This is a genomic window from Thioclava sp. 'Guangxiensis', from assembly GCF_045348365.1.
GTDB lineage: Bacteria > Pseudomonadota > Alphaproteobacteria > Rhodobacterales > Rhodobacteraceae > Thioclava > Thioclava kandeliae.
Genome location: NZ_CP155822.1, coordinates 613,751 through 637,910 on the forward strand (window position 1 = coordinate 613,751; position 24,160 = coordinate 637,910).

30 protein-coding genes are annotated in these 24,160 nt (G+C 61.4%); 8 read left to right on the forward strand and 22 right to left on the reverse strand.

Annotated features, from left to right (window positions below):
* Positions 1–31: 31 nt before the first annotated feature.
* From ABEB22_RS02995 to ABEB22_RS03005, 3 genes are read right to left on the reverse strand one after another with little or no spacing between them, the layout of a single operon-like run.
* Entirely contained in the window at positions 32–448 is a 417-nt protein-coding gene (locus ABEB22_RS02995; protein ID WP_339114334.1) for a GNAT family N-acetyltransferase, read from the reverse strand.
* Positions 445–1,587 carry a succinyl-diaminopimelate desuccinylase gene (gene dapE, locus ABEB22_RS03000; protein WP_406870785.1) on the reverse strand — a complete coding sequence of 381 codons (1,143 nt, stop codon included), beginning with the start codon at positions 1,585–1,587 and terminating at the stop codon, positions 445–447. The genes ABEB22_RS02995 and dapE overlap by 4 nt, the downstream gene beginning before the upstream one ends.
* Positions 1,588–1,647: 60 nt before the next feature.
* Positions 1,648–2,406 (reverse strand): sulfite exporter TauE/SafE family protein, encoded by a 759-nt coding sequence (locus tag ABEB22_RS03005; protein WP_406870786.1) that lies wholly within the window; start codon positions 2,404–2,406, stop codon positions 1,648–1,650.
* Positions 2,407–2,582: 176 nt separating this feature from the next.
* On the opposite strand from ABEB22_RS03005, the gene ABEB22_RS03010 reads away from it, so the two are divergent.
* Both ABEB22_RS03010 and ABEB22_RS03015 read left to right on the forward strand, forming a co-directional pair.
* On the forward strand, positions 2,583–4,244 hold the full coding sequence (locus ABEB22_RS03010; RefSeq protein ID WP_406870787.1) for an acyl-CoA dehydrogenase family protein: 1,662 nt from the start codon (positions 2,583–2,585) through the stop codon (positions 4,242–4,244).
* 88 nt (positions 4,245–4,332) lie between these two features.
* Positions 4,333–4,836 (forward strand): N-acetyltransferase family protein, encoded by a 504-nt coding sequence (locus ABEB22_RS03015; RefSeq protein ID WP_406870788.1) that lies wholly within the window; start codon positions 4,333–4,335, stop codon positions 4,834–4,836.
* Positions 4,837–4,846: 10 nt separating this feature from the next.
* Here ABEB22_RS03015 and recO read toward each other — a convergent pair whose 3' ends face one another.
* The 12 genes from recO to folK all read right to left on the reverse strand — a co-directional run bounded on the left by recO (position 4,847) and on the right by folK (position 14,037).
* Positions 4,847–5,569 carry a DNA repair protein RecO gene (gene recO / locus ABEB22_RS03020; protein WP_406870789.1) on the reverse strand — a complete coding sequence of 241 codons (723 nt, stop codon included), beginning with the start codon at positions 5,567–5,569 and terminating at the stop codon, positions 4,847–4,849.
* Between the two features lies 1 nt (position 5,570).
* A complete protein-coding gene (locus ABEB22_RS03025; RefSeq protein ID WP_339114328.1) occupies positions 5,571–5,897 on the reverse strand; it encodes a DUF1491 family protein in 327 nt (108 codons plus the stop codon).
* On the reverse strand, positions 5,897–6,808 hold the full coding sequence (gene era, locus ABEB22_RS03030) for a GTPase Era (protein ID WP_406870790.1): 912 nt from the start codon (positions 6,806–6,808) through the stop codon (positions 5,897–5,899). The genes ABEB22_RS03025 and era overlap by 1 nt, the downstream gene beginning before the upstream one ends.
* Positions 6,805–7,491 (reverse strand): ribonuclease III, encoded by a 687-nt coding sequence (gene rnc / locus ABEB22_RS03035; protein WP_339114326.1) that lies wholly within the window; start codon positions 7,489–7,491, stop codon positions 6,805–6,807. The genes era and rnc overlap by 4 nt, the downstream gene beginning before the upstream one ends.
* Positions 7,488–8,276 carry a signal peptidase I gene (gene lepB / locus ABEB22_RS03040; protein WP_339114325.1) on the reverse strand — a complete coding sequence of 263 codons (789 nt, stop codon included), beginning with the start codon at positions 8,274–8,276 and terminating at the stop codon, positions 7,488–7,490. Before lepB ends, rnc begins: the two co-directional genes overlap by 4 nt.
* Before the next feature lie 56 nt (positions 8,277–8,332).
* Positions 8,333–8,758, reverse strand: a complete 426-nt coding sequence (gene acpS / locus ABEB22_RS03045) for a holo-ACP synthase (RefSeq protein ID WP_339114324.1) — start codon at positions 8,756–8,758, stop codon at positions 8,333–8,335.
* Positions 8,755–9,198, reverse strand: a complete 444-nt coding sequence (locus tag ABEB22_RS03050; RefSeq protein WP_406870791.1) for an ABZJ_00895 family protein — start codon at positions 9,196–9,198, stop codon at positions 8,755–8,757. Before ABEB22_RS03050 ends, acpS begins: the two co-directional genes overlap by 4 nt.
* A gap of 18 nt (positions 9,199–9,216) precedes the next feature.
* Entirely contained in the window at positions 9,217–9,960 is a 744-nt protein-coding gene (locus ABEB22_RS03055; protein WP_406870792.1) for a pyridoxine 5'-phosphate synthase, read from the reverse strand.
* 78 nt (positions 9,961–10,038) lie between these two features.
* Entirely contained in the window at positions 10,039–10,788 is a 750-nt protein-coding gene (locus ABEB22_RS03060; protein WP_406870793.1) for a DUF2062 domain-containing protein, read from the reverse strand.
* A gap of 76 nt (positions 10,789–10,864) precedes the next feature.
* Positions 10,865–12,982, reverse strand: coding sequence for a bifunctional (p)ppGpp synthetase/guanosine-3',5'-bis(diphosphate) 3'-pyrophosphohydrolase (locus ABEB22_RS03065; RefSeq protein ID WP_339114320.1), 2,118 nt, complete (start codon positions 12,980–12,982; stop codon positions 10,865–10,867).
* A 34-nt stretch (positions 12,983–13,016) separates the two neighbouring features.
* Entirely contained in the window at positions 13,017–13,379 is a 363-nt protein-coding gene (gene rpoZ / locus ABEB22_RS03070) for a DNA-directed RNA polymerase subunit omega (RefSeq protein WP_339114319.1), read from the reverse strand.
* Between the two features lie 73 nt (positions 13,380–13,452).
* Positions 13,453–14,037, reverse strand: a complete 585-nt coding sequence (folK, locus tag ABEB22_RS03075; protein ID WP_339114318.1) for a 2-amino-4-hydroxy-6-hydroxymethyldihydropteridine diphosphokinase — start codon at positions 14,035–14,037, stop codon at positions 13,453–13,455.
* Between the two features lie 150 nt (positions 14,038–14,187).
* On the opposite strand from folK, the gene ABEB22_RS03080 reads away from it, so the two are divergent.
* Complete coding sequence (locus ABEB22_RS03080) at positions 14,188–14,742, forward strand: NYN domain-containing protein (RefSeq protein WP_339114317.1); 555 nt, start codon at positions 14,188–14,190, stop codon at positions 14,740–14,742.
* Positions 14,743–14,847: 105 nt separating this feature from the next.
* Positions 14,848–15,297 (forward strand): YqaA family protein, encoded by a 450-nt coding sequence (locus ABEB22_RS03085; protein ID WP_350936206.1) that lies wholly within the window; start codon positions 14,848–14,850, stop codon positions 15,295–15,297.
* On the opposite strand, the gene ABEB22_RS03090 is transcribed toward ABEB22_RS03085, so the two are convergent.
* Genes ABEB22_RS03090 through ABEB22_RS03100 form a run of 3 tightly spaced genes read right to left on the reverse strand, consistent with a single transcriptional unit; the run spans position 15,294 to position 17,548 of the window.
* Positions 15,294–16,610, reverse strand: coding sequence for an MATE family efflux transporter (locus tag ABEB22_RS03090; protein WP_406870794.1), 1,317 nt, complete (start codon positions 16,608–16,610; stop codon positions 15,294–15,296). The genes ABEB22_RS03085 and ABEB22_RS03090 overlap by 4 nt on opposite strands.
* A gap of 12 nt (positions 16,611–16,622) precedes the next feature.
* A complete protein-coding gene (locus ABEB22_RS03095; RefSeq protein WP_339114314.1) occupies positions 16,623–17,129 on the reverse strand; it encodes a PaaI family thioesterase in 507 nt (168 codons plus the stop codon).
* Positions 17,126–17,548: a PaaI family thioesterase gene (locus ABEB22_RS03100; RefSeq protein ID WP_339114313.1), complete on the reverse strand. Its 423-nt coding sequence runs from the start codon at positions 17,546–17,548 to the stop codon at positions 17,126–17,128. The genes ABEB22_RS03095 and ABEB22_RS03100 overlap by 4 nt, the downstream gene beginning before the upstream one ends.
* A gap of 187 nt (positions 17,549–17,735) precedes the next feature.
* Here ABEB22_RS03100 and ABEB22_RS03105 point away from each other — a divergent pair, with 187 nt between their 5' ends.
* From ABEB22_RS03105 to ABEB22_RS03115, 3 genes are all read left to right on the forward strand, one after another.
* The gene (locus ABEB22_RS03105) at positions 17,736–18,104 is read left to right on the forward strand and encodes a MerR family DNA-binding transcriptional regulator (protein ID WP_406871115.1); all 369 of its coding nucleotides are present in this window, start codon (positions 17,736–17,738) and stop codon (positions 18,102–18,104) included.
* A gap of 214 nt (positions 18,105–18,318) precedes the next feature.
* On the forward strand, positions 18,319–18,717 hold the full coding sequence (locus ABEB22_RS03110) for a MerR family DNA-binding transcriptional regulator (RefSeq protein WP_339114311.1): 399 nt from the start codon (positions 18,319–18,321) through the stop codon (positions 18,715–18,717).
* Between the two features lie 200 nt (positions 18,718–18,917).
* On the forward strand, positions 18,918–19,130 hold the full coding sequence (locus ABEB22_RS03115) for a hypothetical protein (protein WP_339114310.1): 213 nt from the start codon (positions 18,918–18,920) through the stop codon (positions 19,128–19,130).
* A gap of 69 nt (positions 19,131–19,199) precedes the next feature.
* Here ABEB22_RS03115 and ABEB22_RS03120 read toward each other — a convergent pair whose 3' ends face one another.
* Both ABEB22_RS03120 and ABEB22_RS03125 read right to left on the reverse strand, forming a co-directional pair.
* Positions 19,200–19,799: a Hint domain-containing protein gene (locus ABEB22_RS03120; RefSeq protein ID WP_406870795.1), complete on the reverse strand. Its 600-nt coding sequence runs from the start codon at positions 19,797–19,799 to the stop codon at positions 19,200–19,202.
* Between the two features lie 257 nt (positions 19,800–20,056).
* Positions 20,057–20,710, reverse strand: coding sequence for a sulfotransferase family 2 domain-containing protein (locus ABEB22_RS03125; protein ID WP_406871116.1), 654 nt, complete (start codon positions 20,708–20,710; stop codon positions 20,057–20,059).
* Between the two features lie 138 nt (positions 20,711–20,848).
* Between ABEB22_RS03125 and ABEB22_RS03130 the strand changes: the two genes are divergently transcribed.
* Entirely contained in the window at positions 20,849–21,868 is a 1,020-nt protein-coding gene (locus tag ABEB22_RS03130) for a hypothetical protein (protein WP_406870796.1), read from the forward strand.
* 47 nt (positions 21,869–21,915) lie between these two features.
* Here the strand turns inward: ABEB22_RS03130 and ABEB22_RS03135 are convergent, their stop codons facing one another.
* Together ABEB22_RS03135 and upp are read right to left on the reverse strand one after the other, a co-directional pair.
* Positions 21,916–23,433 (reverse strand): SPOR domain-containing protein, encoded by a 1,518-nt coding sequence (locus ABEB22_RS03135; protein WP_406870797.1) that lies wholly within the window; start codon positions 23,431–23,433, stop codon positions 21,916–21,918.
* Between the two features lie 68 nt (positions 23,434–23,501).
* Positions 23,502–24,134 (reverse strand): uracil phosphoribosyltransferase, encoded by a 633-nt coding sequence (gene upp / locus ABEB22_RS03140; RefSeq protein ID WP_339114305.1) that lies wholly within the window; start codon positions 24,132–24,134, stop codon positions 23,502–23,504.
* Positions 24,135–24,160: the final 26 nt, after the last annotated feature.

Below are 24,160 nucleotides of genomic sequence, written 5' to 3' on the forward strand. Positions count from 1 at the left end.
ACGGCGCGCCAATTCCGTCACGCGGGAAAGATCAAAGGGGGGCAACCATATCGCGATGGGGCACATGGCCGTCGGGATAGGGGGCGCCATAGGCCACATAGCCGAGCTTTTCGTAGAAGGGGATCGCCTGCACCTGTGCGCTGAGTTTGGCTTTGGTGCAGCCCCTCGCCTTGGCCCGCGCCATGGCATCGCGCAGGATCTCGGCCCCGAGACCCAGACCGCGATGCGATTTCGCCACGCAGATCCGGCCGATCTTGGCGGTATCGCCCTCGGTGAACACCCGCGCGGAGGCAATCGGCTGATCCCCCTCGCGCATCAGGATCTGCATCGCCTCCGCGTCGCGGCCATCGAATTCATCGGCCTCGGTAAAACCCTGCTCGTCGATGAAGACCGCGCGGCGCAAGGCGTAGACTTCGGTCAGATCGGTCACTTCCTCGCAGGTTCTCATGCGAAATAGCCTTTCAGGATACGGGTATAGACGGCCTTCAACTGGGTGATCTGGGCGATCTCGATCCGCTCGTCGACCTTATGCATGGTCTTGCCGACCAGACCGAATTCGAGCACCGGACAATGGTTCTTGATGAACCGCGCATCCGAGGTGCCGCCCGAGGTCGAGAGTTCTGGGCGAATGCCGCATTCGGCTTCAATCGCATCGGAGACCAGATCCACGAAAGGCCCCGGCGCGGTGTAGAAGCTCTCGCCCGAGATCGACGCCGTCAGGCCGATCTTCACGCCCGTTGCCCCAGCCACCTCCGCCACCAGACCCTCGGCCCATTCGGTCAGAGACGCCCCGCTATGGGCATCATTGAAGCGGATATTCACGCGCGCCGTGGCCCGTGCAGGCACCACATTGCTCGCAGGATTGCCACAATCGATGGTGGTCATCTGCAACGATGTCGGGTCAAAATGCGCCGTGCCATTATCCAGCGGCTGGGCATTCATCCGGCCCAAGAGATCCACCAGAGCATGGAGCGGGTTCTTGGCGCGATGCGGATAGGCCACATGCCCCTGCACGCCCTCGGCGACAAGGTCAAAGGTCACCGACCCGCGCCGCCCGATCTTGATCATATCGCCCAAAACCTCCGGAGAGGTCGGCTCGCCCACCAGACAGACAGACATCGTCTCGCCTTGGGCCTCCATCCAGTCCAGCACAGCCACGGTGCCATCCTTGGCAGGGCCTTCCTCATCGCCGGTGATGACAAAGACAATCGCACCTTCAGGGGGCGTGTCCTTCACGAAATCCACGGCGGCCGCGACAAAGGCCGCCACCCCCGTCTTCATATCGGTGGCCCCGCGGCCCCAGAGGACACCCTCCTCGATCAGGCCGGAGAAGGGCGGCTTGGACCACGCGGCCTCATCGCCCACCGGCACCACATCGGTATGGCCGCCGAAGCCGAAGGTTTTAGCCGCGTTCTTCGCGCCCCAGCGGGCAAAGAGGTTCGACACCCCGCCGCGATCCACGCGGGTGCAGGCAAAGCCCGCCTCTGCCAGCATCCCTTCCAGCAGCACCAACGCGCCCCCCTCTTCCGGCGTCACGGAAGGGCAACGGATCAGCCGGGCGCTCAGGTCGACGGGATCAATGGGCATGGGTTGGGCTCCTGTCAGGGGTTTTGCTCGGCATAGCGCGAAGACAGCCGAGGCACAACATCAGCCCATGAAGGCCTTTCGCAGCAGGTTCATCCCCGTCAGCATCAGAACGAACAGTGTCGCACGGCGGAACATCACCGCATTCAGGCGGTCATGCGCCCGAAAACCCAGCCACAGCCCGACAAAGGACGGGATCACCAGAAGCGCCGACATCGGGAATGTATGGGCATTCATCACGCCGGTCATCAGATGCGCGCCGGTCAGCATGACACCACCGGCAAAGAACGACACGCCCATAATCCGCATGGCCTCCGTCTTCTCGACCTTCATCGACATCAGATAGGCAATCAGCGGCGGCCCCCAGATACCGGAGATCCCGCCAAAGAGACCGCCCACAACGCTCGACCAGAACTCGAACTGCTTCGCGTGGCGGGTATGCAGGCGGAACCCGTATCCGAGGATCTCGGAGACCGAATAGAGGATGATGGGCCCGCCCAGAAGCGCATAGGCCACAGCCTGCGGCAGGATGGTGACGAAATTGGCGCTGATCGCGATACAGACCAATAGCGTGATCAGATGCAAGCGGTATTGCACCGCCGTCTCCCATGCCGCCCGCCAGCCCTGCCGCAACGCCTGTGCCACATTGGTGGCCGTGACCGGCAGGATCAAGAGCGCCAGCGCCGTGTCGGCATCGAAAATCGACGCGTAAACCGAGAGCATGATCATCGGCAGCGCGAAGCCGATTGCCCCTTTGACGAAACCCGCAAGCACCGCCACCCCGACAGCCACAGCCAGCTGCCAGATCTCCATCCCGAACATCACACTCTCCCCCCAGAGGTTTCGCCCCAGACTTACAACCCGTGGAAGACATTGAATAGACAGAACTATCCAATCCGTATGGTAACTTTAAATCAAATTATAACGCTCTTTTGTGTTTTTATTGCGCTGCGACTGCGAAGGGATTATGCTGCAGGCGAGAGAGGGAGGACTGATTCATGGCGCATGACGGGGCGGAGATGAGCATGAAGGGTATTATGGCGGGGCTGACCGGGCTGACAGGGGCGACGCTCCCCGAGATCGCCGTTCTGGTGGCCGAGGCCAAGGACGCTTTGCGCGCCAAGGTCACCAAAGACGGGCGCATCTCAGCCGCAGCACTGGAGGACCACCAGTTCCAGGCCCATGCGCTGGCATGGCTTGCCACCTATGAGGAAAGCCTCAAACAGCTCCATGCTTGGGCCGCGCGCGCAGCCGAAACCGGCCTGAGCACGATGGATGCGCTTCTGCTGCAGATCGGCTTTGGCGAATATCTCAACCAGATCGCGGGCGGCATCCCGATGAGCCAAGGCGAGATCGCGCGCCTGTCGGATCTGGAGATCAGCTGGACCCCTTCGGCCGAGGCGCGCGAGTTGATGGCGCATGGCAATAGCCCGCAAGCGCGCCAGACGCTCGTGGCCGAGTTGCGCGAGCTGCAAGGGCGCTCGATCTTCGGCACCTCCGGGCTAGACGAGGAACTGGAGATGGTCCGTGAGCAGTTCTACCGCTATGCCGAGGAAAAGGTGAAACCTTTTGCCCATGAATGGCACCTGAAGGACGAGCTGATCCCGATGGAGACGATCGGGGAACTGGCAGAGCTCGGCGTGTTCGGCCTGACCATCCCCGAGGAATATGGCGGTTTCGGCATGTCCAAGGCGGCGATGGCCGTCGTGACCGAGGAACTGTCGCGCGGCTATATCGGTGTGGGCTCTCTGGGCACGCGATCGGAGATCGCGGCAGAGCTGATCCTTTGCGGCGGCACCGAGGAGCAGAAACAGAAATGGCTGCCCGGTCTGGCTTCGGGCGAGATCCTGTCCACTGCCGTCTTTACCGAACCGAATACCGGCTCCGATCTGGGCTCCCTGCGCACCCGCGCGGTGAAAGAAGGCGATGACTGGGTGATCACCGGCAACAAGACATGGATCACCCATGCGCAGCGCACCCATGTGATGACGCTTCTGGCCCGCACCGACCCCGCCACGAGCGACTATAAGGGCCTGTCGATGTTCCTCGCCGAAAAGACGCCGGGCACCGATGACACCCCCTTCCCCACCGAGGGCATGACCGGCGGCGAGATCGAGGTGCTGGGCTATCGCGGCATGAAGGAATACGAGCTGGCCTTTGACGGCTTCCGCGTGAAGGGCGAGAATCTTCTGGGCGGCGAAGAGGGCCGTGGCTTCAAGCAACTGATGGAGACGTTCGAATCCGCCCGCATCCAGACCGCCGCGCGCGCGGTGGGCGTGGCGCAATCGGCCTGCGAGGTGGCGATGCAATATGCCATCGACCGCAAACAGTTCGGAAAATCGCTGATCGAGTTCCCGCGCGTGGCCGGCAAGATCGCGATAATGGCCGCCGAGATCATGATCGCCCGCCAGCTGACCTATTACTCGGCTTGGGAAAAGGATCACGGCCATCGCTGTGACCTTGAGGCGGGTATGGCGAAACTGCTGGGTGCCCGCGTCGCATGGTCCGCCGCCGATAACGGATTGCAGATCCATGGCGGCAACGGTTTCGCACTGGAATACCAGATCTCGCGCATCCTGTGTGACGCCCGCATCCTCAATATCTTCGAGGGTGCCGCAGAGATCCAGGCGCAAGTGATTGCCCGCCGCCTTCTGGGCTGATCATGATCGCTCGGGGCTTTCTGGCCCCGATTTTCATTGCAAACCGGCTTCATCCGCGCAATCTGGGCGGAAAAAGAAGGGATATGCCATGATCCGAGACGCGCGTGCGACTGACGCCGAAGATATTCTGGAAATCTACAATGACGCGGTCCAGACCACGACCGCGATCTGGAACGAGATCCTCGTCGATGCCGAGAACCGCCGCGCATGGATTGCCGAGCGTCAGGCCGCGGGGTTTCCGGTCTTTGTGACAGAGATCGACGGGAAGGTGATGGGCTATGCCAGCTATGGCCCTTATCGCCCCCATGATGGCTATGCGCTGAGCATCGAGCATTCGGTCTATGTGCACCCGTCGATGCGCGGGCGCGGGCTCGGCACGCCGATGCTCGAGGCGTTGATCACCCATGCACGCGCGGCAGGCAAACATGTGATGGTCGCGGCAATTTCGGAAGACAATCCCGGATCGATCCGCCTGCATGAACGGCTGGGCTTTGTCGAGACGGGACGGATGCCGGAGGTCGGGCGCAAATTCGGGCGCTGGCTCAATCTGGTGCTGTTGCAGCTAAAGCTGGATGACCGGCCCGCGCCCTGAAGGGGCGATATCACAAGCGGGCGAGGGCCTCGACCAGACGGGCGCGGGCCGCAGGCAGTGGACGATGGCCCAAAGCGGGGGCCAGATGCGCGTTCAGGAAATGGCCCGTCAGCCCCAGACCCGCCTCGACCTCGGCCAGCGATGCAGGCCCCTGCCCCAACAGGAACTGCGGCAAGGGCAGAAGGCGCGGTGCCCAATCGCCCGCGCCCGCGCGGCTAACCGCGCGGCCCGTTTTGGGGCTGACAAAGGCCAGATCGTCAAACGAACCGGTGACCGCGCAGCGCGTCAGATCCAGCCCGTAACCCAGATCTTCCAGCAGGCTCATCTCCCAGCGCAGGTAATCAAGTATCCACCCCTCATGGGCCTGACCGATGACATCGAAAAGCGGCTCGGAGCGATGATAGAGCACGGGATGCGCCTCGCGGTCGGGAAGTGCGAAGGCCAGCAGAGCGCAGGTCGAATTGAGCCCCAGAAGCGCCATCCTGTCCGCCATAGCGCCCGCGCGGGATTTCAGAGGCTCTACAGTGAAGGCCCCCAACTGATCGGCCAGACGTGCCCGCCACGTCACGCTTACATGGCTTCCGGGCTGCAGATGCGCGGCCATCTTGCGCGAGGCCCCGCCCCGCACGATGCCCGCATGACGACCGTGATCACGGGTAAACACCTCGATCAGGCGCGAGGTCTCGCCCTGAGGACGGCTGGTCAGGATGGTGCCTTGATCAACCCAATCCATCTCAATCCATCAAACCGTCTTCATCCAGCAGCGTGACGCCCTCGCGGCTCTCGATCTCGATCACCCATAGGTCACGATCAAAGCTACGCTGTTTGCGGATCGAGGCATCGACATCGGGCTCGGGGCCCGACACCAGAGACATCCATTTGCGCGCGCCGGTCATCAGATCGAAACTGCGCTGAAAAGCCTCGGCGGTGCCATCAAGGCGGGCGCATTTCACCAGCACCGCGCCCGAGGCATCATTGCCATGCGCCGTCACATAGGCCGGAATATTCGCAAGCTCGAGCCGTTTGAGATAGGCCTTCACCCAGAATTCCGCCGTCAGCATCAATCGCCGTCCTTGAAATCCAGCCCCATCTCGGAATAGCGGTCGCGCTCTTCGAGCCAGTTCGGACGCACCTTTACCTGCAAGAAGAGATGCACGGTCTTGCCGAGGAATTCGCACAGATCGGCACGGGCGGCGGTGGACACGCCCTTGATGGTCTCGCCCCCCTTGCCCAGCACGATACCCTTATGGCCGTCGCGCGCGACATAGATCACCTGATCGATACGGGTGGTGCCATCCTCGCGATCGGTCCAGTGATCGGTCTCGACGGTGAGCTGATAGGGCAGTTCCTCATGCAGGCGCAGGGTCAGCTTCTCGCGGGTAATCTCGGCGGCGATCATCCGCATCGGCAGATCGGCGATCTGGTCCTCGGGATAGAGCCACGGGCCTGCAGGAACCTCTCCTGCCAGCCATTCGCGCAGATCCTCGACCCCATGGCCGCGCTCGGCAGAGATCATGAAGGTCTTCACAAAGGGGAAAGCGTCGTTGAGTTTCTGGGTCAGCGCCAGAAGATCCTCGGATTTCACCTTGTCGATCTTGTTGATCGCCAGTGCGACTGGCTGGTCGCCCCCGCGTTCCTTCAGCGCCTCGATGATCGCCTCGACACCACCGGTAAGACCGCGATGGGCCTCGACCAGAAGCACCACCACATCGGCATCCGCAGCCCCACCCCAAGCGGCCTTAACCATCGCGCGGTCCAGACGACGGCGCGGGCGGAAGATACCGGGGGTATCCACGAAGACGATCTGGCTCTGGCCCGCCATCGCCACACCACGGATACGCGCGCGGGTGGTCTGGACCTTATGCGTGACGATCGACACTTTCGCGCCCACCATCCGGTTCAGCAGCGTCGATTTACCGGCATTGGGCTCGCCGATCAGGGCAACAAAGCCTGCGCGGGTCTCTTCGGTCATGCTTTCTTCTCCATCCGGTCGAGCAGGGCTCGGGCTGCGGCCTGTTCGGCCTGACGTTTTGCACGGGCCTTGGCACGGGCGCTTTCGCCATTTTCAAGTTGGGCTTCGATCTCGAAGACGGGCGCGTGGTCCGGCCCGTCCCGCGAGATGGTAACATATTTCGGCGGTGCGAGGTGACGGGCCTGCGCCCATTCCTGCAACGAGGTCTTGGCGTCACGGCTATCGGCATCCACGCTGTCGACACGGTCTCCCCAAAGACGCAGCACCAGATCGCGCGCGACCTCGAAACCGGCATCCAGATAGACGGCGGCGATCACGGCTTCCATCGCATCGGCCAGAAGAGCCTCCTTGCGGCGGCCGCCGGTCATCATCTCGGAGCGTCCGAGTTTGAGCACCGCACCCAGATCGATCTGGCGGGCCACTTCGGCGCAGGCTTCCTTGCGCACCAGCGCGTTGAAACGCGGCGCAAGCTGGCCTTCGGTGGCGGCTTTATCGGCAGAAAACAGTGCCTCGGCCATTGTCAGCCCCAGAACGCGATCGCCCAGAAACTCCAGCCGCTGGTTGTCGGGCCGGGTCTTGGTGGAGATCGACGCATGGGTCAATGCACGAATAATCAGCTCGGGCTTATCAAACTGATGCCCGAGCCGATCCATGAAGTCTGTTATGTCGCTTGAGATTTTCACTCGATTGCCTTGAAGAAACGATCCGGACGCCAGGTCCAGAAGAAGAAGAGCGACCGCCCTGCCGAAGAGAACATAATCCGGTCGGCGCGACCGATCAGATATTCCGCAGGCACGAAGCCCACACCGCCTGCGCGCACCGGCACGCGGCTGTCTTCGGAATTGTCGCGGTTATCCCCCATGAAGAAATACTCGCCTTCGGGGACGGTGAAGACTTCGGTGTTATCCACAAATCCCTGGGTGGTGATGTTGAGGATATCATGCGTCACGCCATTGGGCAGGGTTTCGCGCTGGCGCTCCTTGACGCAGGTGCCGCCCGTGCCCACCGGATCATTGGCGCAGCGCGGGGTCAGGCCCTGCGGACCTTGCGGCTCCTTGATCTCGGTAAAATCGGGGGCGCTTTCCAGCTTCACGGCCTTGTCGTTGATATAGAGCACACCGTCGCGCACTTGGATACGGTCGCCCGGCAGGCCGATCAGACGCTTGATGAAATCGACGCCTTTGGTCGGATGGCGGAACACCACCACATCGCCGCGCTGTGGGTCATGCGCGAAGATCCGGCCATTGATCGGGCAAGCCGAGAACGGGCAGGAATAGCGCGAATAGCCATAGGCCATCTTGTTCACGAACAGGAAATCGCCGATCAGCAGCGTATCCTTCATCGACCCCGACGGGATCCAGAAGGGCTGGAAGAAGAGCGTGCGGAACACGCCCGCGATGAGCAAGGCCCAGAAAACCGTCTTGATCGTCTCGATGATGCCGTTCTGGGGCTTCGACTTGGCTGCCATGCGGGGCGTGCTCCTTTGTAGCTTGCGCCCTTCCTTCGCGCGATGTGCGGGCGCTGTCAAGAAAGGCCAGCGCCGGAAGGGGTAGAAAGCGGTCGTGCTTCGATCACAACAAAGGCCTGTGCCCAGGGATGGTCATCCGTCAGGGTCACATGGATCACCGCCTCGTGACCGGCAGGCGTGATCTGCGCGAGCCGCTCGGCCGCCCATCCAGTGACCTCCATCACCGGCTGGCCGGTGGGCAGGTTGGTCACCGCCATGTCCTTCCACGAGATCCCCATCCGCAGCCCCGTGCCAAGCGCCTTCGAGCAAGCCTCCTTGGCCGCCCAGCGTTTGGCATAGGTGCCCGCGATATCGGCGCGGGCCTCGGCCTTGGCCTGTTCGACTTCCGTGAACACGCGATTGCGGAACCGGTCCCCGAAACGGTCGAGCGTATTCTGGATCCGTTCTATATTGGCCAGATCACTTCCGATACCGATGATCATGTCTTTGCCTGTCTGGCGGCGCGTTTCGCCTGCGCCTTCAGCGTCGATTTGGCAATATTCCGGAAAATGAAGCGCGAGGCGACCGCTGTCAGCACGAAGATGGCGCCCAAGGCGGCCAGCACATAGACCGCGAATTGTGCAAGCGTCAAGCCGGTGAAGCTCTCGGGCACGAGCCAGTAGAAGGCCGCGCCTGCAAGACATTGCAACACCATAACGACCATCCCCGCCTGCAGACCGAAACGCCATGCGTCACCTTTTGTCGGAAGGCGTTCGTGCTTCTGCGCATAGCATTGGCCCTCGACGAAGGCCGCGATGATGACGGGGATGAGCGCGATTGATCGGGCTTCGATATAGATGCCCGCCATGGAGAGCCCTGTTAGCAAGACGCCCAGACCGAGCATCGTGGCCACAAGAACCAGAATATATCTTTTGAAGTTCATACGTTTCTCATCGACCCCTCAACCGCGGGCCGCATCCATCAGATGGCGCATATGCTCGACAGCCGGCCGCAGACCGAGGAAGACAGCCTCGGCAATCAGGAAATGCCCGATATTGAGCTCCTTGATCTCCTTGATCGCGGCAATGGGCGAGACGGTGTCATAGGTCAGCCCGTGACCCGCATGGACCTCGAGCCCCAGCGAATGCGCATAGGCGGCTCCGGCGGCCAGCGCCTCGAGTTCGAGATCACGCTCGGCAAAACGGCCCGTAAAATGCATATCGCAGTAATGGCCGGTATGCAGTTCGATCACCTGCGCGCCGATCTTGGCCGAAGCCTCGATCTGGGCCGGCTCGTGGCCGATGAACATCGAGACACGGATACCGGCATCGACCAGAGGCTTGAGATATTCGGTCAGGCGCGCCTGATCGGCGGCGACATCCAGCCCGCCCTCGGTCGTCACCTCCTCGCGCTTCTCGGGCACGATACAGCAGGCATGCGGGATATGGCGCAGGGCGATGGCCTGCATCTCGGGAGTGGACGCCATCTCGAAGTTCAGGGGTGTGCTCAACTCGGCCCGCAGCGCCTCGATATCGCTGTCGCGGATATGACGGCGATCTTCGCGCAGATGCGCCGTAATGCCGTCAGCCCCCGCCTCTTCGGCCAGTTTAGCCGCACGGACAGGGCTCGGATAGGACGAGCCGCGGGCGTTACGGATCGTAGCGACGTGATCGATATTCACGCCAAGACGGAGTTTCTTCGACATTTATGGGCCAACCTTCAAGGCAATCAACTTGCCCCGAGTATGGCCCGTCTCACGGGCGGATTGAACCCCAATATGACGTCAGCTCTCGCGCTTTGCGGCCTTGTCGCTGGCGCGGCGTTCGGTACGCTCGCGCGAGCGGGCGGCAAGCTTGGCGCGGGCCTGTTCGAGCCGCTCCTTGAGCCGCGCGCGACGACGGTTCTGATAGGCCGAGATGAAGGGCAACGTAACGTAATACATCACGATCCCTGCGATCAGCCCCGGCAGAAGCCCGCCTACCAGATAGGGCAGCCAGACATCCTCGAAGAACTGTCTCAGCCCGCCCCATTCGGTCTGCGCAGGCGTGAAGACCGAATAAAGGTTATGCACCAGATCATGGCCTGCCCGGGCAAATACCTCGCCCAGCGTGGTCGCGGCCTGCGGATCGGGCGAGAGGATTGATCCGCCCTGCCCCAACTCCGTCTGATGCGGATGGTCCTCACCCAGAATGAACCGCCCGAACTGGGTGGCCGAGACGGCGATGATCGGGAAGGTCAGCGGGTTGCCGAAAAATGTGCCGAGGATCGAGGCGATGATATTGCCCCGCAAAATCCACGCCAGAGCCGCAGCGCCGAAGAAATGCAGTCCGAAGAAGGGCGTGAAAGAAATGAACACCCCAGCCGCAATGCCCCGCGCGATACGCTGCGGGCGGTCCGGCAGGCGGTTGATGCGGTGTTTGACATACTGGAAGGCACGCGACCATCCCGTACGCGGCCACAAAGCATCCCGCGCGGCGATCAGGACAGGTTTTTTATCACGCCGCTTGAACACGTTGAACTTACTTCCCTTCATCCGCTGACACTGGCTGTGCGCGGATTACCACGCAACCATCAAGGCCCGCTTACAAGGTAGACGCAACCGCCAATCGTCAGGGCTTATGCGATAAATCGCGCCAGCGTTCCACCTGTGCCACATCTGTTTCGGCTTCGAGCGCTGTCAACAGGCGGTGGAGATGCTCCATATCCCGCAACTCCACCTCTATGATCAAAGAGTAAAAGTCCGGTTTCCGGTCCACGAAATTCAGATCCGAGATATTCGCCCGTTGCTGGCCGATCAGGGTGCAGATATGCCCCAGCACACCTGCATCGTTCGAGATCGTGACCTTCAGCGAAGCGGTATAGACCGGCGGATGCTGGCCGCCCTGCCAATGCAGATCGACCCAGCGCTCGGGTTCGCTCTCCACATCCTCCAGCGCCGGGCAGTCGATCGAATGGATGACCACGCCCTTGCCGCGATAGGTGATACCCACGATCCGCTCGCCCGGAAGCGGCTGACAACAGCCTGCGCGGGTGAAGCTCTGATCGGCGCCGAGGCCGATCACGGCACGCGTCGGCTCGATGGTCTCCTCGCGGCGATGGATCAGTTCAGGGTAAAGGACGCTGATCACCTCGCTCGAGGTGATCTCCGCCGACCCCAGCCGCGCTAGCACCTCGGTCTCGTCGGTCAGCCCCAAAGCCTTGGCGGCGGTGCGCAGCGCCTTGTCGGAGACCTTGCGCCCCACATGCTCGAAGGCCACACGCGCAAGCTCGGAGCCCAGTTTGACAAAGCGGGTCCGGTCTTCCTCGCGCAGGGATTTGCGGATGGACGCCCGCGCGCGTCCCGTGCCCACGATATCGAGCCATGTCGCCTGCGGGCGCTGGCCGGAGGCCGTAATCACCTGAACGGATTGGCCATTTTTCAACCGCGTCCACAAAGGCACGCGGATACCGTCAACCTTCGCGCCCACGCAGGAATTGCCGATCCGTGTGTGGATGGCATAGGCGAAATCGATGGGGGTGGCGCCTTTGGGCAGCTTGACCACATCGCCTTTTGGGGTGAAGCAGAAGACCTGATCGGAATACATCTCCAGCTTGACGGTCTCGAGGAATTCCTCGTGATCGCCCTCGCCGAAACGCTCGGTCAGGGTCGCGATCCACTGCGCCGGATCGACCGCGAACGGGTTCGACGAGCGCGCCCCGTCCTTATAGGCCCAGTGGGCGGCCACACCCGATTCGGCAACCTCGTGCATCTGGCGGGTGCGGATCTGGACTTCGACACGTTTGCCATCGCGCCCCGATACGGTGGTATGGATCGAGCGGTAGCCGTTGGTTTTGGGCTGGCTGATATAATCCTTGAACCGCCCCGGCACAGCGCGCCAGCGATGGTGGATCAGCCCAAGCACGCGATAGCATTCGGCCTCGGTCTTGGTGATAACCCGGAAGCCGTAGATGTCGGACAGGCGCGAGAAGGCGAGCTGTTTCTCCTCCATCTTGCGCCAGATGGAATAGGGGCGTTTGGCACGGCCAAACACATCGGCGTCGATTTTCGCCTCTTCGAGCAGCAGACGGATGTCGCCCGAGATCTTGGGGATCACATCCCCCGTCTCTTTCTGCAGCCCGACAAAGCGGCGGATAATCGAAGTCCGCGCCTCGGGGTTGAGCACCTTGAAGGCCAGATCCTCCAGCTCCTCGCGCATCCACTGCATCCCCATACGCCCTGCCAGCGGCGCATAGATCTCCATGGTCTCGCGGGCTTTCTGGGCCTGCTTCTCGGGCTTCATCGACTTGATCGTGCGCATGTTATGCAGACGATCCGCCAGTTTCACGAGAATAACCCGCAGATCCTTCGACATCGCCATGAACAGCTTGCGGAAGTTTTCCGCCTGCTTGGTCTCGGAAGAGGACAGCTGCAGATTGGTCAGCTTGGTCACGCCATCGACCAGCTCGGCGATAGGCTCGCCAAACAGCCCTGCGACCTCCTTGTAGGAGGCGCGGGTGTCTTCGATCGTGTCATGCAAAAGGGCGGTGACGATGGTCGCATCGTCGAGGCGCATCTCGGTCAGGATCGCGGCGACCGCAACCGGATGCGTGAAATAGGGCTCGCCGGACCGGCGGAACTGCCCTTCGTGCATCTGTAGCCCGTAGCTATAGGCGGCACGGATCAACCCGTCATCGGTCTGCGGGTTGTAATTGCGAACGAGCGCGATCAGGTCTTCGACATCGATCATTTACGCTCGTTCCGCATTTTCTCGTAAGTTCAGATTACTCGCGGCCTTGCGCTTCCATCAGCGCGCGCAGCATCCGCTCTTCGTTCATGTCATCATCGGCGGGCTTGTCTGCCGTGGCGGGCTCGCCCGACATCAGCTGTGCCATCTGATCGTCTTCGGGTTCGTCGACTTCGATCTGGGTCTGGTTCGCCTCGATCAGACGCTCGCGCAGATCATCTGCGGATTGGGTCTCGTCGGCGATTTCGCGCAGGGCGCAAACCGGGTTCTTATCGTTGTCACGATCAACCGTCAGGGCAGAACCAGCCGCAATCTCGCGTGCACGATGGGCAGCAAGCATCACCAGTTCGAAACGGTTCGGGACTTTGTCAACGCAATCTTCAACCGTCACGCGGGCCATATGTCACTCCAGTCGGATCTCGGGGAATGTCTGAACCGCCTACATAGGCAGAAACGTCACGATTGACAAGCGCTCATTCACACAACTGCGCCGGATCGAAGGCCGTGAGCCCCTCGGTCTGCGCGGCAGGCAGCTCCGCGATCATCTGACGGACCGTCTTCAAGGTCAATGGATGACGCCAGTTCGGGGCGACCTCGGCCATGGGAATCAGCACGAATCCGCGGTCTTCAAGACGTGGATGGGGCAGGATCAACTCCTGCGGGGTGGCGATCTGCTGCTCTTCGAAGGGAAGCCCTCTCCAGTGACGCAACGTCATTTCTTCCGGCAAGACCCTGTCACCATAGGCGATCAGGTCCAGATCGATCACCCGCGCGCCCCATCGCACCAGTCGCGTCCGTCCCAGCTCCGCCTCAATTTCATGCAATAAATACAATACGTCATAAGGGCTGCCGGATACCTCGAAACATCCACAGGCGTTGACAAAATCCGGACCGCTTCCCGCCGGATAGGCAGGCGACCGATAAAAGCGAGACATTGCCGATGGGCGAAGTGACGCATCACATAAGCGCTTGAAGGCTTCCTTGATTGCATCAGATGGGCTACCGAGTGCAGAAGGAACATTGGCCCCAAAGGCGATGATAATCGTGTTACTATCCATTTAGACAGATACCCATGATCATATTGCATTGCTATCTGACAGCGATATCACTCGCGAAGTCTAATGAGTAGATGAGTTTCGAGCATCTAACCACACCACTCTAGATGCTTTTGGTTGTAGCGAGTGTGAAATAGAAAGGAATTTGATTTCATGTTCTACAAAGACGAACGGCTTGCGCTGTTCATTGACGGCTCGAATCTTTACGCAGCGGCGAAATCGCTCGGGTTCGACATTGATTACAAGCTCCTGCGTCAGGAATTCGAACGTCGCGGGAAGCTGGTACGCGCCTTCTATTACACCGCGCTGCTGGAAAACGAGGAATACTCCCCGATCCGCCCGCTGGTCGACTGGCTGCATTACAACGGCTATGCGATGGTAACCAAACCCGCCAAGGAATACACCGATTCCATGGGTCGCCGGAAGGTGAAGGGCAATATGGATATCGAGCTGGCGGTCAATGCGATGGAGCTTGCGCCCCGTCTCGACCATGCCGTGCTCTTCTCCGGTGATGGCGATTTCCGCCCGCTGGTCGAGGCACTACAACGTCAGGGCGTGCGCGTCTCGGTCGTTTCGACAATCCGTTCGCAACCGCCAATGATCGCGGACGAGCTGCGCCGTCAGGCCGATAATTTCATCGAGCTGGATGCGCTGCGCGATGTTGTCGGCCGCCCCCCGCGTGAGCCGCGCGAAGACGACCAAAGCTGAGCCGGACCACCACTCACGGAACCAGTTTGACGGGCGAGGCATTTCCATGCCATCGCCCGTTTCAGTTTAGCGGCCTCACCTGACCGCCATCGACAGGACCATTGCATGTTCGATCTCACCGCCTCCCTTGCCGGCCTGTTCTTCTCCGGCCTGCTGGCGGCGACCCCTATCCCTGCACAATCCGAAATCGTGTTTGTCGCAATGCAGACGGCTGATGCCGCGCCGATCGGCCTGATGATCGTGATTGCGGGCATCGGGAATACGCTTGGCGCGCTGATTACCTATTACATCGGTGCGGGCGTCACCCGCTGGCGCGACCGGAAATGGTTTCCCGCCAGCGAGAAACAGCTCGAGCGCGGGCATCGCTGGTTCGAGCGCTGGGGCAACTGGCTGCTGTTTCTCAGCTGGGCGCCGGGCGGTGATCTGATCTGCCTTATCGCGGGCATCTTGCGGAAATCGTTATGGCAGTTCATTCCGATCGTGTTTCTGGCCAAGACCGGTCGCTATGCCGTTGTCGCGCTCATTGCCGCCAAGACGATGGAGATCGTCCACTAACTCGTGGCCACCCGCCGCTCGAGCCCCGGATAGAGCCCGCCCAAAGTGAGCGCGCGCAGGAAATTCAGCACCATCAGCGCGCCCCAGAGCCCGTGATTGCCCCAGAGCGGCACCATCACATACAGCAGACTGGCATAGATCGTGACGGTCACGATCATCGCATTGCGCATCGCCCGCGTCTGGGTCGCCCCGATGAAGATCCCGTCAAGGATATAGCTGCCGACACTCACCAGCGGCATCACCACAAGCCATGGCAGATAATCCCGCGCCACGCTGCGCACCTCTCCGGCCTGTGCCATGACGTCGATGAGTTTCCCGCCCGCAACCGCGAAGACCAGCCCCAGCGCCAGCGAGAAGCCAAGCCCCCAGATTCCGCTGATCCCGCCTGCGCGACGCAGCCGCGCCACGGAGCCCGCGCCCACCGCTTGCCCCACAAGGCTCTCGGCAGCAAAGGCGAAACCGTCCAGTGCGAAGGACGTAATCTGCAGGAACTGCAAGAGCACCTGATTGGCCGCCAGCGCCACATCCCCCCGCCCTGCCGAGAGGAACAGGAAGGTGGTAAAGCTCGCCTGCAGCAGCACGGAACGGATCATGATATCGGTATTGACCCGGAGAAGCTTCATGAGTTCGACCCTGTCGAAGAGCCGCGCAATCCGCATTGCGGCAGGCACGAAAGCCCCGCGTGCCAGCCAGAGCGCCCCGAGCGCACCAAGCACCTCCGAGATCAGCGTCGCCCATGCCACGCCCTCGACGCCCCAGCCAAGCCCCAGCACGAAGAGGAAATCCAGCCCCACATTCAGCGCATTCATCGCCACCTGTATCAGCAGGATCGAGCGGGTGCGTTCCAGCGCGATCAGCCAGCCGATCAACCCGTAAAGCCCGATCGTGGCGGGCGCCCCCCAGATGCGGATCGCGAGATAGTCACGCGCAAGGCTCTCGACCGCGTCGCTGGCAGGCGCCAGACGGAACGCCAGTTCAAAGAGCCATCCCTGCAATGCGATCAGCACCAGACCCGCGACCAGCGCGATCAGGAGCGCGCGCAAGAGCCCTGCGGCGGTTTCCACCCTGTCCCCGCGCCCATGCGCCTGAGCCACGAGCCCCGTCGTGCCCATTCGCAAAAACCCGAAGACCCAATAAAGCGAGGACAAGATCACCGCCCCCACCCCAACAGCCCCGATCGGCGCGGCCTCACCCAGCTGCCCCACGACCGCCGTATCGACAAGCCCCAGAAGCGGCACCGTCACATTGGAGAGGACCACCGGCAGGGCGATGGCCAGAACGCGGCGATGCGTGATCGCTTGGGAACCTGTCACGGAGGGCGTCTCTTATCGGGCCAGATCGGCAGGTTCGGGCATCAGGAAATGGCCCGTTGCCTGTGCGAAGGGACGCGCGCGGTTATCCTGCCACGCCTCGACGAAGACGCTGGCATAGCGCCGCCCCGAACGGGTGACCCTTGCGCGCGCATAGGCATCGCGCGGCAGACCGGGCCGCAGATAATCCATCGTGATATCGATGGTCTTGGGCATCGGCGGGATACGGTCGAGCGTGACCTTCTCCTTCTCGAATTCCGGCCAGAGCGTGGACCAGCTCAGCTCGATGATCGCGGTGATCTCCATGAAGGCCGCCGTTGCACCACCATGCAATGCAGGCACCGAGGCATCCCCGATGAGGCTGTCCTTATAGGGCAGGATCGCGGTCAGCTCGTCTCCACGGCGGTCGAACTCGACGCCGAGGAAATTGATATAGGGCACTGCCGCCACCAGCTGGCGTAGCGCCTCGTCGCGGCGTTTCTTGATGACCTGAACGGGTTCGGGGGACAGACGGGTTTTCATTGGGCCGCCTCCTCGGGCAGATAGACCGTGAAAGCTGCGGTCGCCTGCGCCACAGGCACATCATCGGGCCCGCCACTCTCGTCGCGGGCGATCGCGCGCACGAACGCCACACTGCGCGAGATGCGGTAAACCTCGGCCGAGGCGGTGATCGTCTGCCCCGGAACGGCCGGGCGCATATAATCGATCCGCAGATCGAGCGTCGCGGTGCTCTGGGGGTTTGCGGGATGGGCCATGACCGCCGTTGCACAACAGGTATCCATCAGCACGGAAACCGCGCCCCCATGAACAACGCCGGTCTCCGGATCTCCGATCAATTTTTCGTTATATGGCAACGCCATACGTGCCTTCCCTTCGGAGACCTCGACCATCCGCATATCCAGAGATTTGCAGTGGGGAAGGCCCTCAAGGAAAGAATTCATCAAAAAATTGCTGCTTTTGCCATCATATGTTGGCTTATTATTATCGGTCATGGACTGTCTCCATCTTTTTCTCGCGGACAGTATCTGCCCCCGCGCGCCCAATACAAGGGCCTTCACCTCCGGGATGCTACCGCTGATTGCGGTTGAAATAACGGCCAGTGCTGTTAGCGTATCGCCACTGAGACGAATGGGGAGGCGTATGCTCAACCTGAAGGAAATGTGTGCAAAATTCGACGTCACTCCTCGAACGCTGCGCTATTACGAATACATTGAACTGCTCGCGCCCATGCGTGAGGGGCGTAAAAGGTTCTATGGTCCAAGGGAAGTCGCAAGGATGACGATCATCCTGCGCGGGAAACGGTTCGGCTTCTCTCTGGAGGAGCTGCGCCAGTGGCTCGAGATATATGATACCGACGGAACGGACGAGCAAAGACGTGTCTTTCTGGAGCTTTCCGAGCGTCAGTTGGTGGTTCTGGAACAGCAGCGCAGCGAGCTGGACAAGACGATTGACGAGTTGAGGAACCTGCGCGAACAAGCGCTTACCCAGAGTAAGTAACATGAAAGAAACTTGATCTTTTACCCTTGGGAAGGCATATCGCCTCTAGGTGGTGCTCCGGCTTTCACCTTATATTCAAAGCCTTTTATATGTCACGACATTCTGTCCAGTCGGGCATAACGCGCTGCACCACAAGCGCATTTTTTTCAAATATCGAGTAACGCATAGGTGGAAATTTCTCTGCTACCTGTGCATTAGACTGTGTGAGGCACGGATGGAAAATGAAGTAATGACGATCCGCGAGATGTGCGACGCCTTCGAGGTAACCCCGCGCACACTCCGGTTCTATGAGAGCAAGGAACTCCTGTTCCCGATACGAGAAGGCCAGAAGCGGCTCTTTACCCGCCGCGACCGGGCCCGTCTCAAGCTGATCTTGCGGGGGAAGCGTTTTGGCTTCAGCCTCGAGGATATCCGGCAGCTGCTGGATCTCTACAGCATCGGCGACAATCAGGTGACCCAGCTAACCGAAACACTGAAGCTCGCGCGCGTCCGCCTGCAGGAAATGCAGCGGGAACGCGACGAACTGGCCGCGGCGATCAACGAGCTGGATGCGGAAATCTCGGCAGGCGAAGGCAAGCTGCAGGAACGCCGCGCGGAGAGCTCGGCCGCCTGAGCTGGCCTGCAAGACAAGACAAAGGTAGGGGCGCCGTCCACCGGTCCGACCCATTTTCCACGGCCGGCCGCCATCCACTCTGGCAAAGCCGAAAGCCCAGGATCACCGGACCCGCCCCTACCACTCCGGCCTTCTTCTGTCCATGCACTCAAAATCTTGCCATATTCTCCGGTTAACGAGAGAAAAACAGCAGGATCGCAATGCCCAAACGCCTCAGACTAACCCGCCGCTTCCCTGCCGCCATGACCAATGACGGCTATCGCCGCCTCCAGCGTTTTGCGCAGGAGGCGGGGCTGTCGCAGGACGAAGCGCTTACATTCATCTTCGAGAATTTCAGTTCGGTTTTCCGAGAGGATAATCTGTCGGCCCGCCTGAGCCTGTTCAAGGCGGAACTGGTCGAGCGCAAAGCCTGATCATCAGCAAAAGGCATGCCGGAGGGAGGTGGCAGCCTTGCCCTCCGGCATAAACCAACGCCGCGCTTTTCAGAGCGCGGCGTCATCCTCTTGGCCGGCTTCATCCCCTTCCTTGAGCGCGTCAATCACGGCACGCGCCGCCTCGACAGGAAGGGAGATATAGGAGGGCAGATTGCCCCCGATCAGCTGTTCTAGCCCTGCGGTCGAAGTGCCGCCGCAATGCACCAGCCCCGCCCCGTTAACATAGATGACCTCGTCATCGGCAAATTGCAGCGTGTAGACGGACAGGCGCTGTGCAGTATCGGCCCGCGCGATACCGCGATAGCCGGTGAGCGCATGGGCAGGCACCAGAACGAAGGGATCGCCAAACGCATCCTCGGCCATATCGCTCTCGATCATCACATATTGGTTTGGCTGCAAGACGATCGCATCGCGATTACCCAAAGCCTGTGCCGGAACCGCAACGAGCTGTCCGTGATCGGGACAATCCGCGCTCCCCGCCAAAGACAGCGACCGTGCGATCCGGCGCAAGGGTCGATATCCATGATCGAACGTCATGACCTCGTCATCGGCCTGAAGCGTCTCGACCGCGCGCCACCCGAATTTGGTCAGCACCAATGTCCCTTCACAGAGCCCTTCTGTCTTGCCTTCCGAAGATGCGGCGAACATCTGCCGTGCATTTGGCCGCGTGTCGAAGGCAGACCGCACAGCAGGATTTTTTACTTCCGAACCAGTTCTCAACCCAAACACAACCAAACTCCATCGCTAAGTCCCTCAACTCCGAGGGGAACTGACGCTAGTTTCAACCTTGCGTAGTGGAAATACGACGGCGCAATTAAGGTTAATTAAAGGCGAAACCTTACGGAAACCCTTCTCTTTAAAGACAAAAGCTTCGAAATGAGGCATCCATTTAGAAATTCAGTCCGTTAACGATTAAATTTATAGTTGAATTGCGCGATATCCTCGGCGCAGATCTCGGCCACAAGATCGACCGAGGAAGAATCATAATACCGACGGTAATCCGCCTCGCGCTCGGAACGGTTGGCGACAGGCAAGACGCCAAGCGCAAACCCCAAATGCGCCTCCAGCGCCGCTACATCCTCGACAAAATGCTCGAGCCGGATGAAGCTGCTACAGCACAGCCCTCCATCGGGCAGCCGCATATAGCTGGCGTAGGAATGCGCCTGAAGGCTGCGCCGGATCAGCGGTTGGGCAAGAAACGCCCCGAAACCATAGGTCTTTGCCGCATACACCGCCCCATGGTCGAATCCCTGCCCCCGCAGCCAGTGATAGTAGCTCACCAACCTGTCCCACGGGTTGCGCACCAGCGTGAAGGTAAAATACCGGCGCGCTTCCTCGGGCGTATAGAGACCGATCCCGTCCGACAGTGTGGCATGTTTCCACTTCCGCCCCGCCATCCGCATCCCGTCCACACGCTTGCGGCGACGCAGGGCCTTGGGCGTGTCCCCGATCATCAGATCATCGGCCATCGCCCGCGCCTCCAGCGCGAGCGCAAGCGCCGTGCCTGCAGTCTTGGGAATATGGACGAAGATATAGCGGCGGCCATGCGAGACGATCATTCCCCCAATCTGCCGCACAATGCCGGCTTTGGGCAATGGGATTCGCCTCCTTCCCATAAGACACGGCAATCAACCTGATTGACCCTGCACCGCGTTCGTCTATCTTTAATGGCAATGATAAGAACAGAAACGTAGCAGATGGTTTCCCTACCGAAATATGATCGCCTCGAGGCGACTGGTCGCTGGACACAAAGTGCCGAGGCCGCTCCGCAAGAGGTCATCCTCTCTTTCGGTCGCGCCTCTCTGGTCCTGTCCGAGGTCAAGGAAACCCGCTTCATCTCGCATTGGTCGCTGCCGGCAATGGTCCGGATCAATCCGGGCAAGCGTCCCGCCATCTATGCGCCCTCCGAAGAGACCGATGAACGCCTCGAGATCGAGGAAGAAACGATGATCGACGCCATCGAGCGCGTCCATCAAGTGATCGCCGCGCGCAAACCCCATCCTGGACGGCTGCGCGGCGTGCTCTATGCCAGTCTCGCGGTGGCTGTGCTGGGTGGGGGGGGCTTCTGGCTCCCCAGCGCACTGATCAGCCATGCGGCCTCCGTGGCCCCGCCCCCGACACGTCAGGAGATCGGTCAGCATCTGCTACGCGATCTCGTCAAACGCACAGGCGCCCCCTGTGGCGGCGAGGCAGGCAACGAAGCCCTGCGCAAGCTGGCCGCCCGCATTCCCGGCACCGCAGGCATTGCCGTTCTGCCCGAAGGTGTGAGCGGTGTGCGCTGGTTGCCCGGCGGGATCGTGATCATGGGTCAGGATCTCTTGGAGAAATACGATACCCCCGAGGTGGCCGCAGGCGCGATCATCACCGCCGAGGTCGATGCTCAGGCGCATGATCCGCTGCGGCGGCTGCTCGATTGGGCGGGGATCGGCGCGGCGTTCCGGCTCCTGACAACGGGGGCATTGGGGAGCGATGATCTGACGGGCTATGACAGTGTGATGCTGAATCAATCCGCACCACTGCCCGACAGCACCGCGCTGCTGGCGGCCTTCAAGACGGTCGGCGTCTCCTCGACCCCCTATGCCTATGCGCTCGATCCCTCGGGCGAAAAGGTGCAGCCCCTGATCGAGGCAGATCCGTTCAAGGGCGCCCCTGCCCCGATGCCGCTTCTCGATGACAGCCAGTGGGTCGCATTACAGGATATTTGCAACACCGAATGAAAAAGCCGGCCTCACGGGGCCGGCTTTCTTACAGATCGGTCGAACCCTTAGCGGATATAGGCGTCGCGAAAACCGGCCTGACGGGCCGTGCCCAGAGCACCGGAAATGGAACCGCCATCGAAGGGACCCGCATAGACGATCACCAGCCCTTTGGACGTGCGGCTCGAGGCCACCGGCAGGCCGCTGGCCCGCAGGCGGGCCTTGGCCGAGGCCGCATTCGAGGCATCCGCATAGGCCCCAACCTGCACGAAGCGCCCCGAGGCGACCACCTTGCGCGTTTTCGGCGCGGGTGCGGTGCGCGGGGATTTTGACGAGACAGAGACCTGCACGGACGGCTGGGGGGCTGCATAGGCCGTAGGATAGGGGATCAGCTTGGCGGGCACGGAGTCATCCCAGAGCTGACGCATCTGCGCATCGCCCGAGGTCGTGCGCGGCCCGCGGAACGGGTTCAGGCGACCATCATCGAAGGCGGGCTCGTATCCACCCGGGTTCGAGGAGGAAATCGCCACCGGCGCGAGGCTTACCGGCGCATTCGGCGTCTTCACATAGACCTCGCGCGGGATCGCATAGGGCGAGCTGGCGGCATAGGCTTGCTGCGAACTGGCCCCGACCGTCACGGTCTCGGTGCTGCTCGGCACCGGTGCGGGCAGACGGGTGGTGTTATGGTTGATCTTGGCGCGCGACGGAACCGGGGCGTTTTGTGCCACCGCCACACCACCGGCGACATAGGGCGACTGGTAACCGCCCGACGGGTTGCTGCTCGTCCGGACTGTCAGGTTGCCGACATTCGCGGTGTTGATGAAGCTGGCCGGATCCTGCACCGGAGCGCCACAGCGCAACACGGAGCGCCCATCGCTGAGCATATAACGGGTGGCCTGGGCGGGGCTGTTGGGGCAGCTCGTCGTCGCGCCTGCCACCACCTGCGTGCTGGCAATGGTCACCGCAGGCGCGGCGCCCTGCACCATATAGGGCGAGACATAGCCGGAGGCCGGTGCGCTGCTCTGTGCCACAATCGTGGTGGCGACGCGGCTCGGCATGGCGTTCTGGGCCGTGGCAACGGGGGCGGGCACCTGACCTGCGGCAGGCACGGGCTGCGCTGTCGCAACCGCACGTCCGATCCGCGGCGGAGTGGTGGTCAGCGCGATGGTGGGCATCGGCGCATTCCGCCCGCCGGTATAGCCTGCCAGAGGATCGGACGCGGGCTTGGCGGCGGGTTTCGCGGCAGGCGTGCTGGCGGCCATTTTCGGCGCGGGCGCGGGTTTCTCCACGGGCGCAGGCGTGGCCTCGGGCGCGGATTTCGCGATATCGAGAACCTTCTCATTGCTGCCGAAAGTAGGTTTGTAGTTACAGATCGGCGTGCGGTCACGATTCACGCGCGGCACCCAGCGCACCACATTGCCAAAGCCACCCCGCACGAAGACGCAGCCCTGACTATCCACATATTGCCGCCCCTTGTAGGAGGCAGGAGGAAGTTCGGCGGGGGCGCTCTCTTGGGCAAAAGCGGCTCCGGCCGTGCCCAGAACCGCTAGGATCACAGTGCTCGTCAACAGGCGGCCCATACGCATATTCCATCCTCGAGGTAGAAGTTACCTAAAGATGAATGAGGACGGGCCGCAAGTAAAGCTCAAACGGCTTATTTGGTGCCAAAGATACGGTCACCCGCATCCCCTAGACCCGGCACGATATAACCGTGGTCATTGAGGCATTCGTCGAGCGCCGCCGTCACAACCGGCACATCGGGATGGGCTTCCTTCATGCGGGCCACGCCTTCCGGGGCTGCCAGCAGGCAGAGGAAGATGATGTTCTTGGCACCCTTCTTCTTGACCAGATCGATGGCGGCGACCGAGGAATTGCCCGTGGCCAGCATCGGATCGACCACGATGGTCATGCGCTCTTCCAGAAGGTTCGGCAGTTTGGAGTAATATTCCACCGGCTGGAGCGTCTCGGGGTCGCGATACATGCCCACAAACCCTACGCGCGCGGCGGGGATCAGCTCGAGGATCCCGTCCAGAAGCCCGTTGCCCGCGCGCAGGATCGACACCAGTGCCAGCTTCTTGCCTTCGAGGATCGGCGCATCCATCGGCTGCATCGGGGTGTCGATGCGCAAGGTGGTCAGTTCCAGATCGCGGGTGACCTCATAGGCCAGAAGCAGGCTGATCTCGCGCAGCAGCTGGCGGAAGGATGCGGTGGAGGTATCGGCCTTGCGCATGAGCGTCAGCTTGTGCTGGACGAGCGGGTGATCGACGACGGTGAGATGCTGGCCCATTGGCCTCTCCTTCTTGTGGCTTTCCC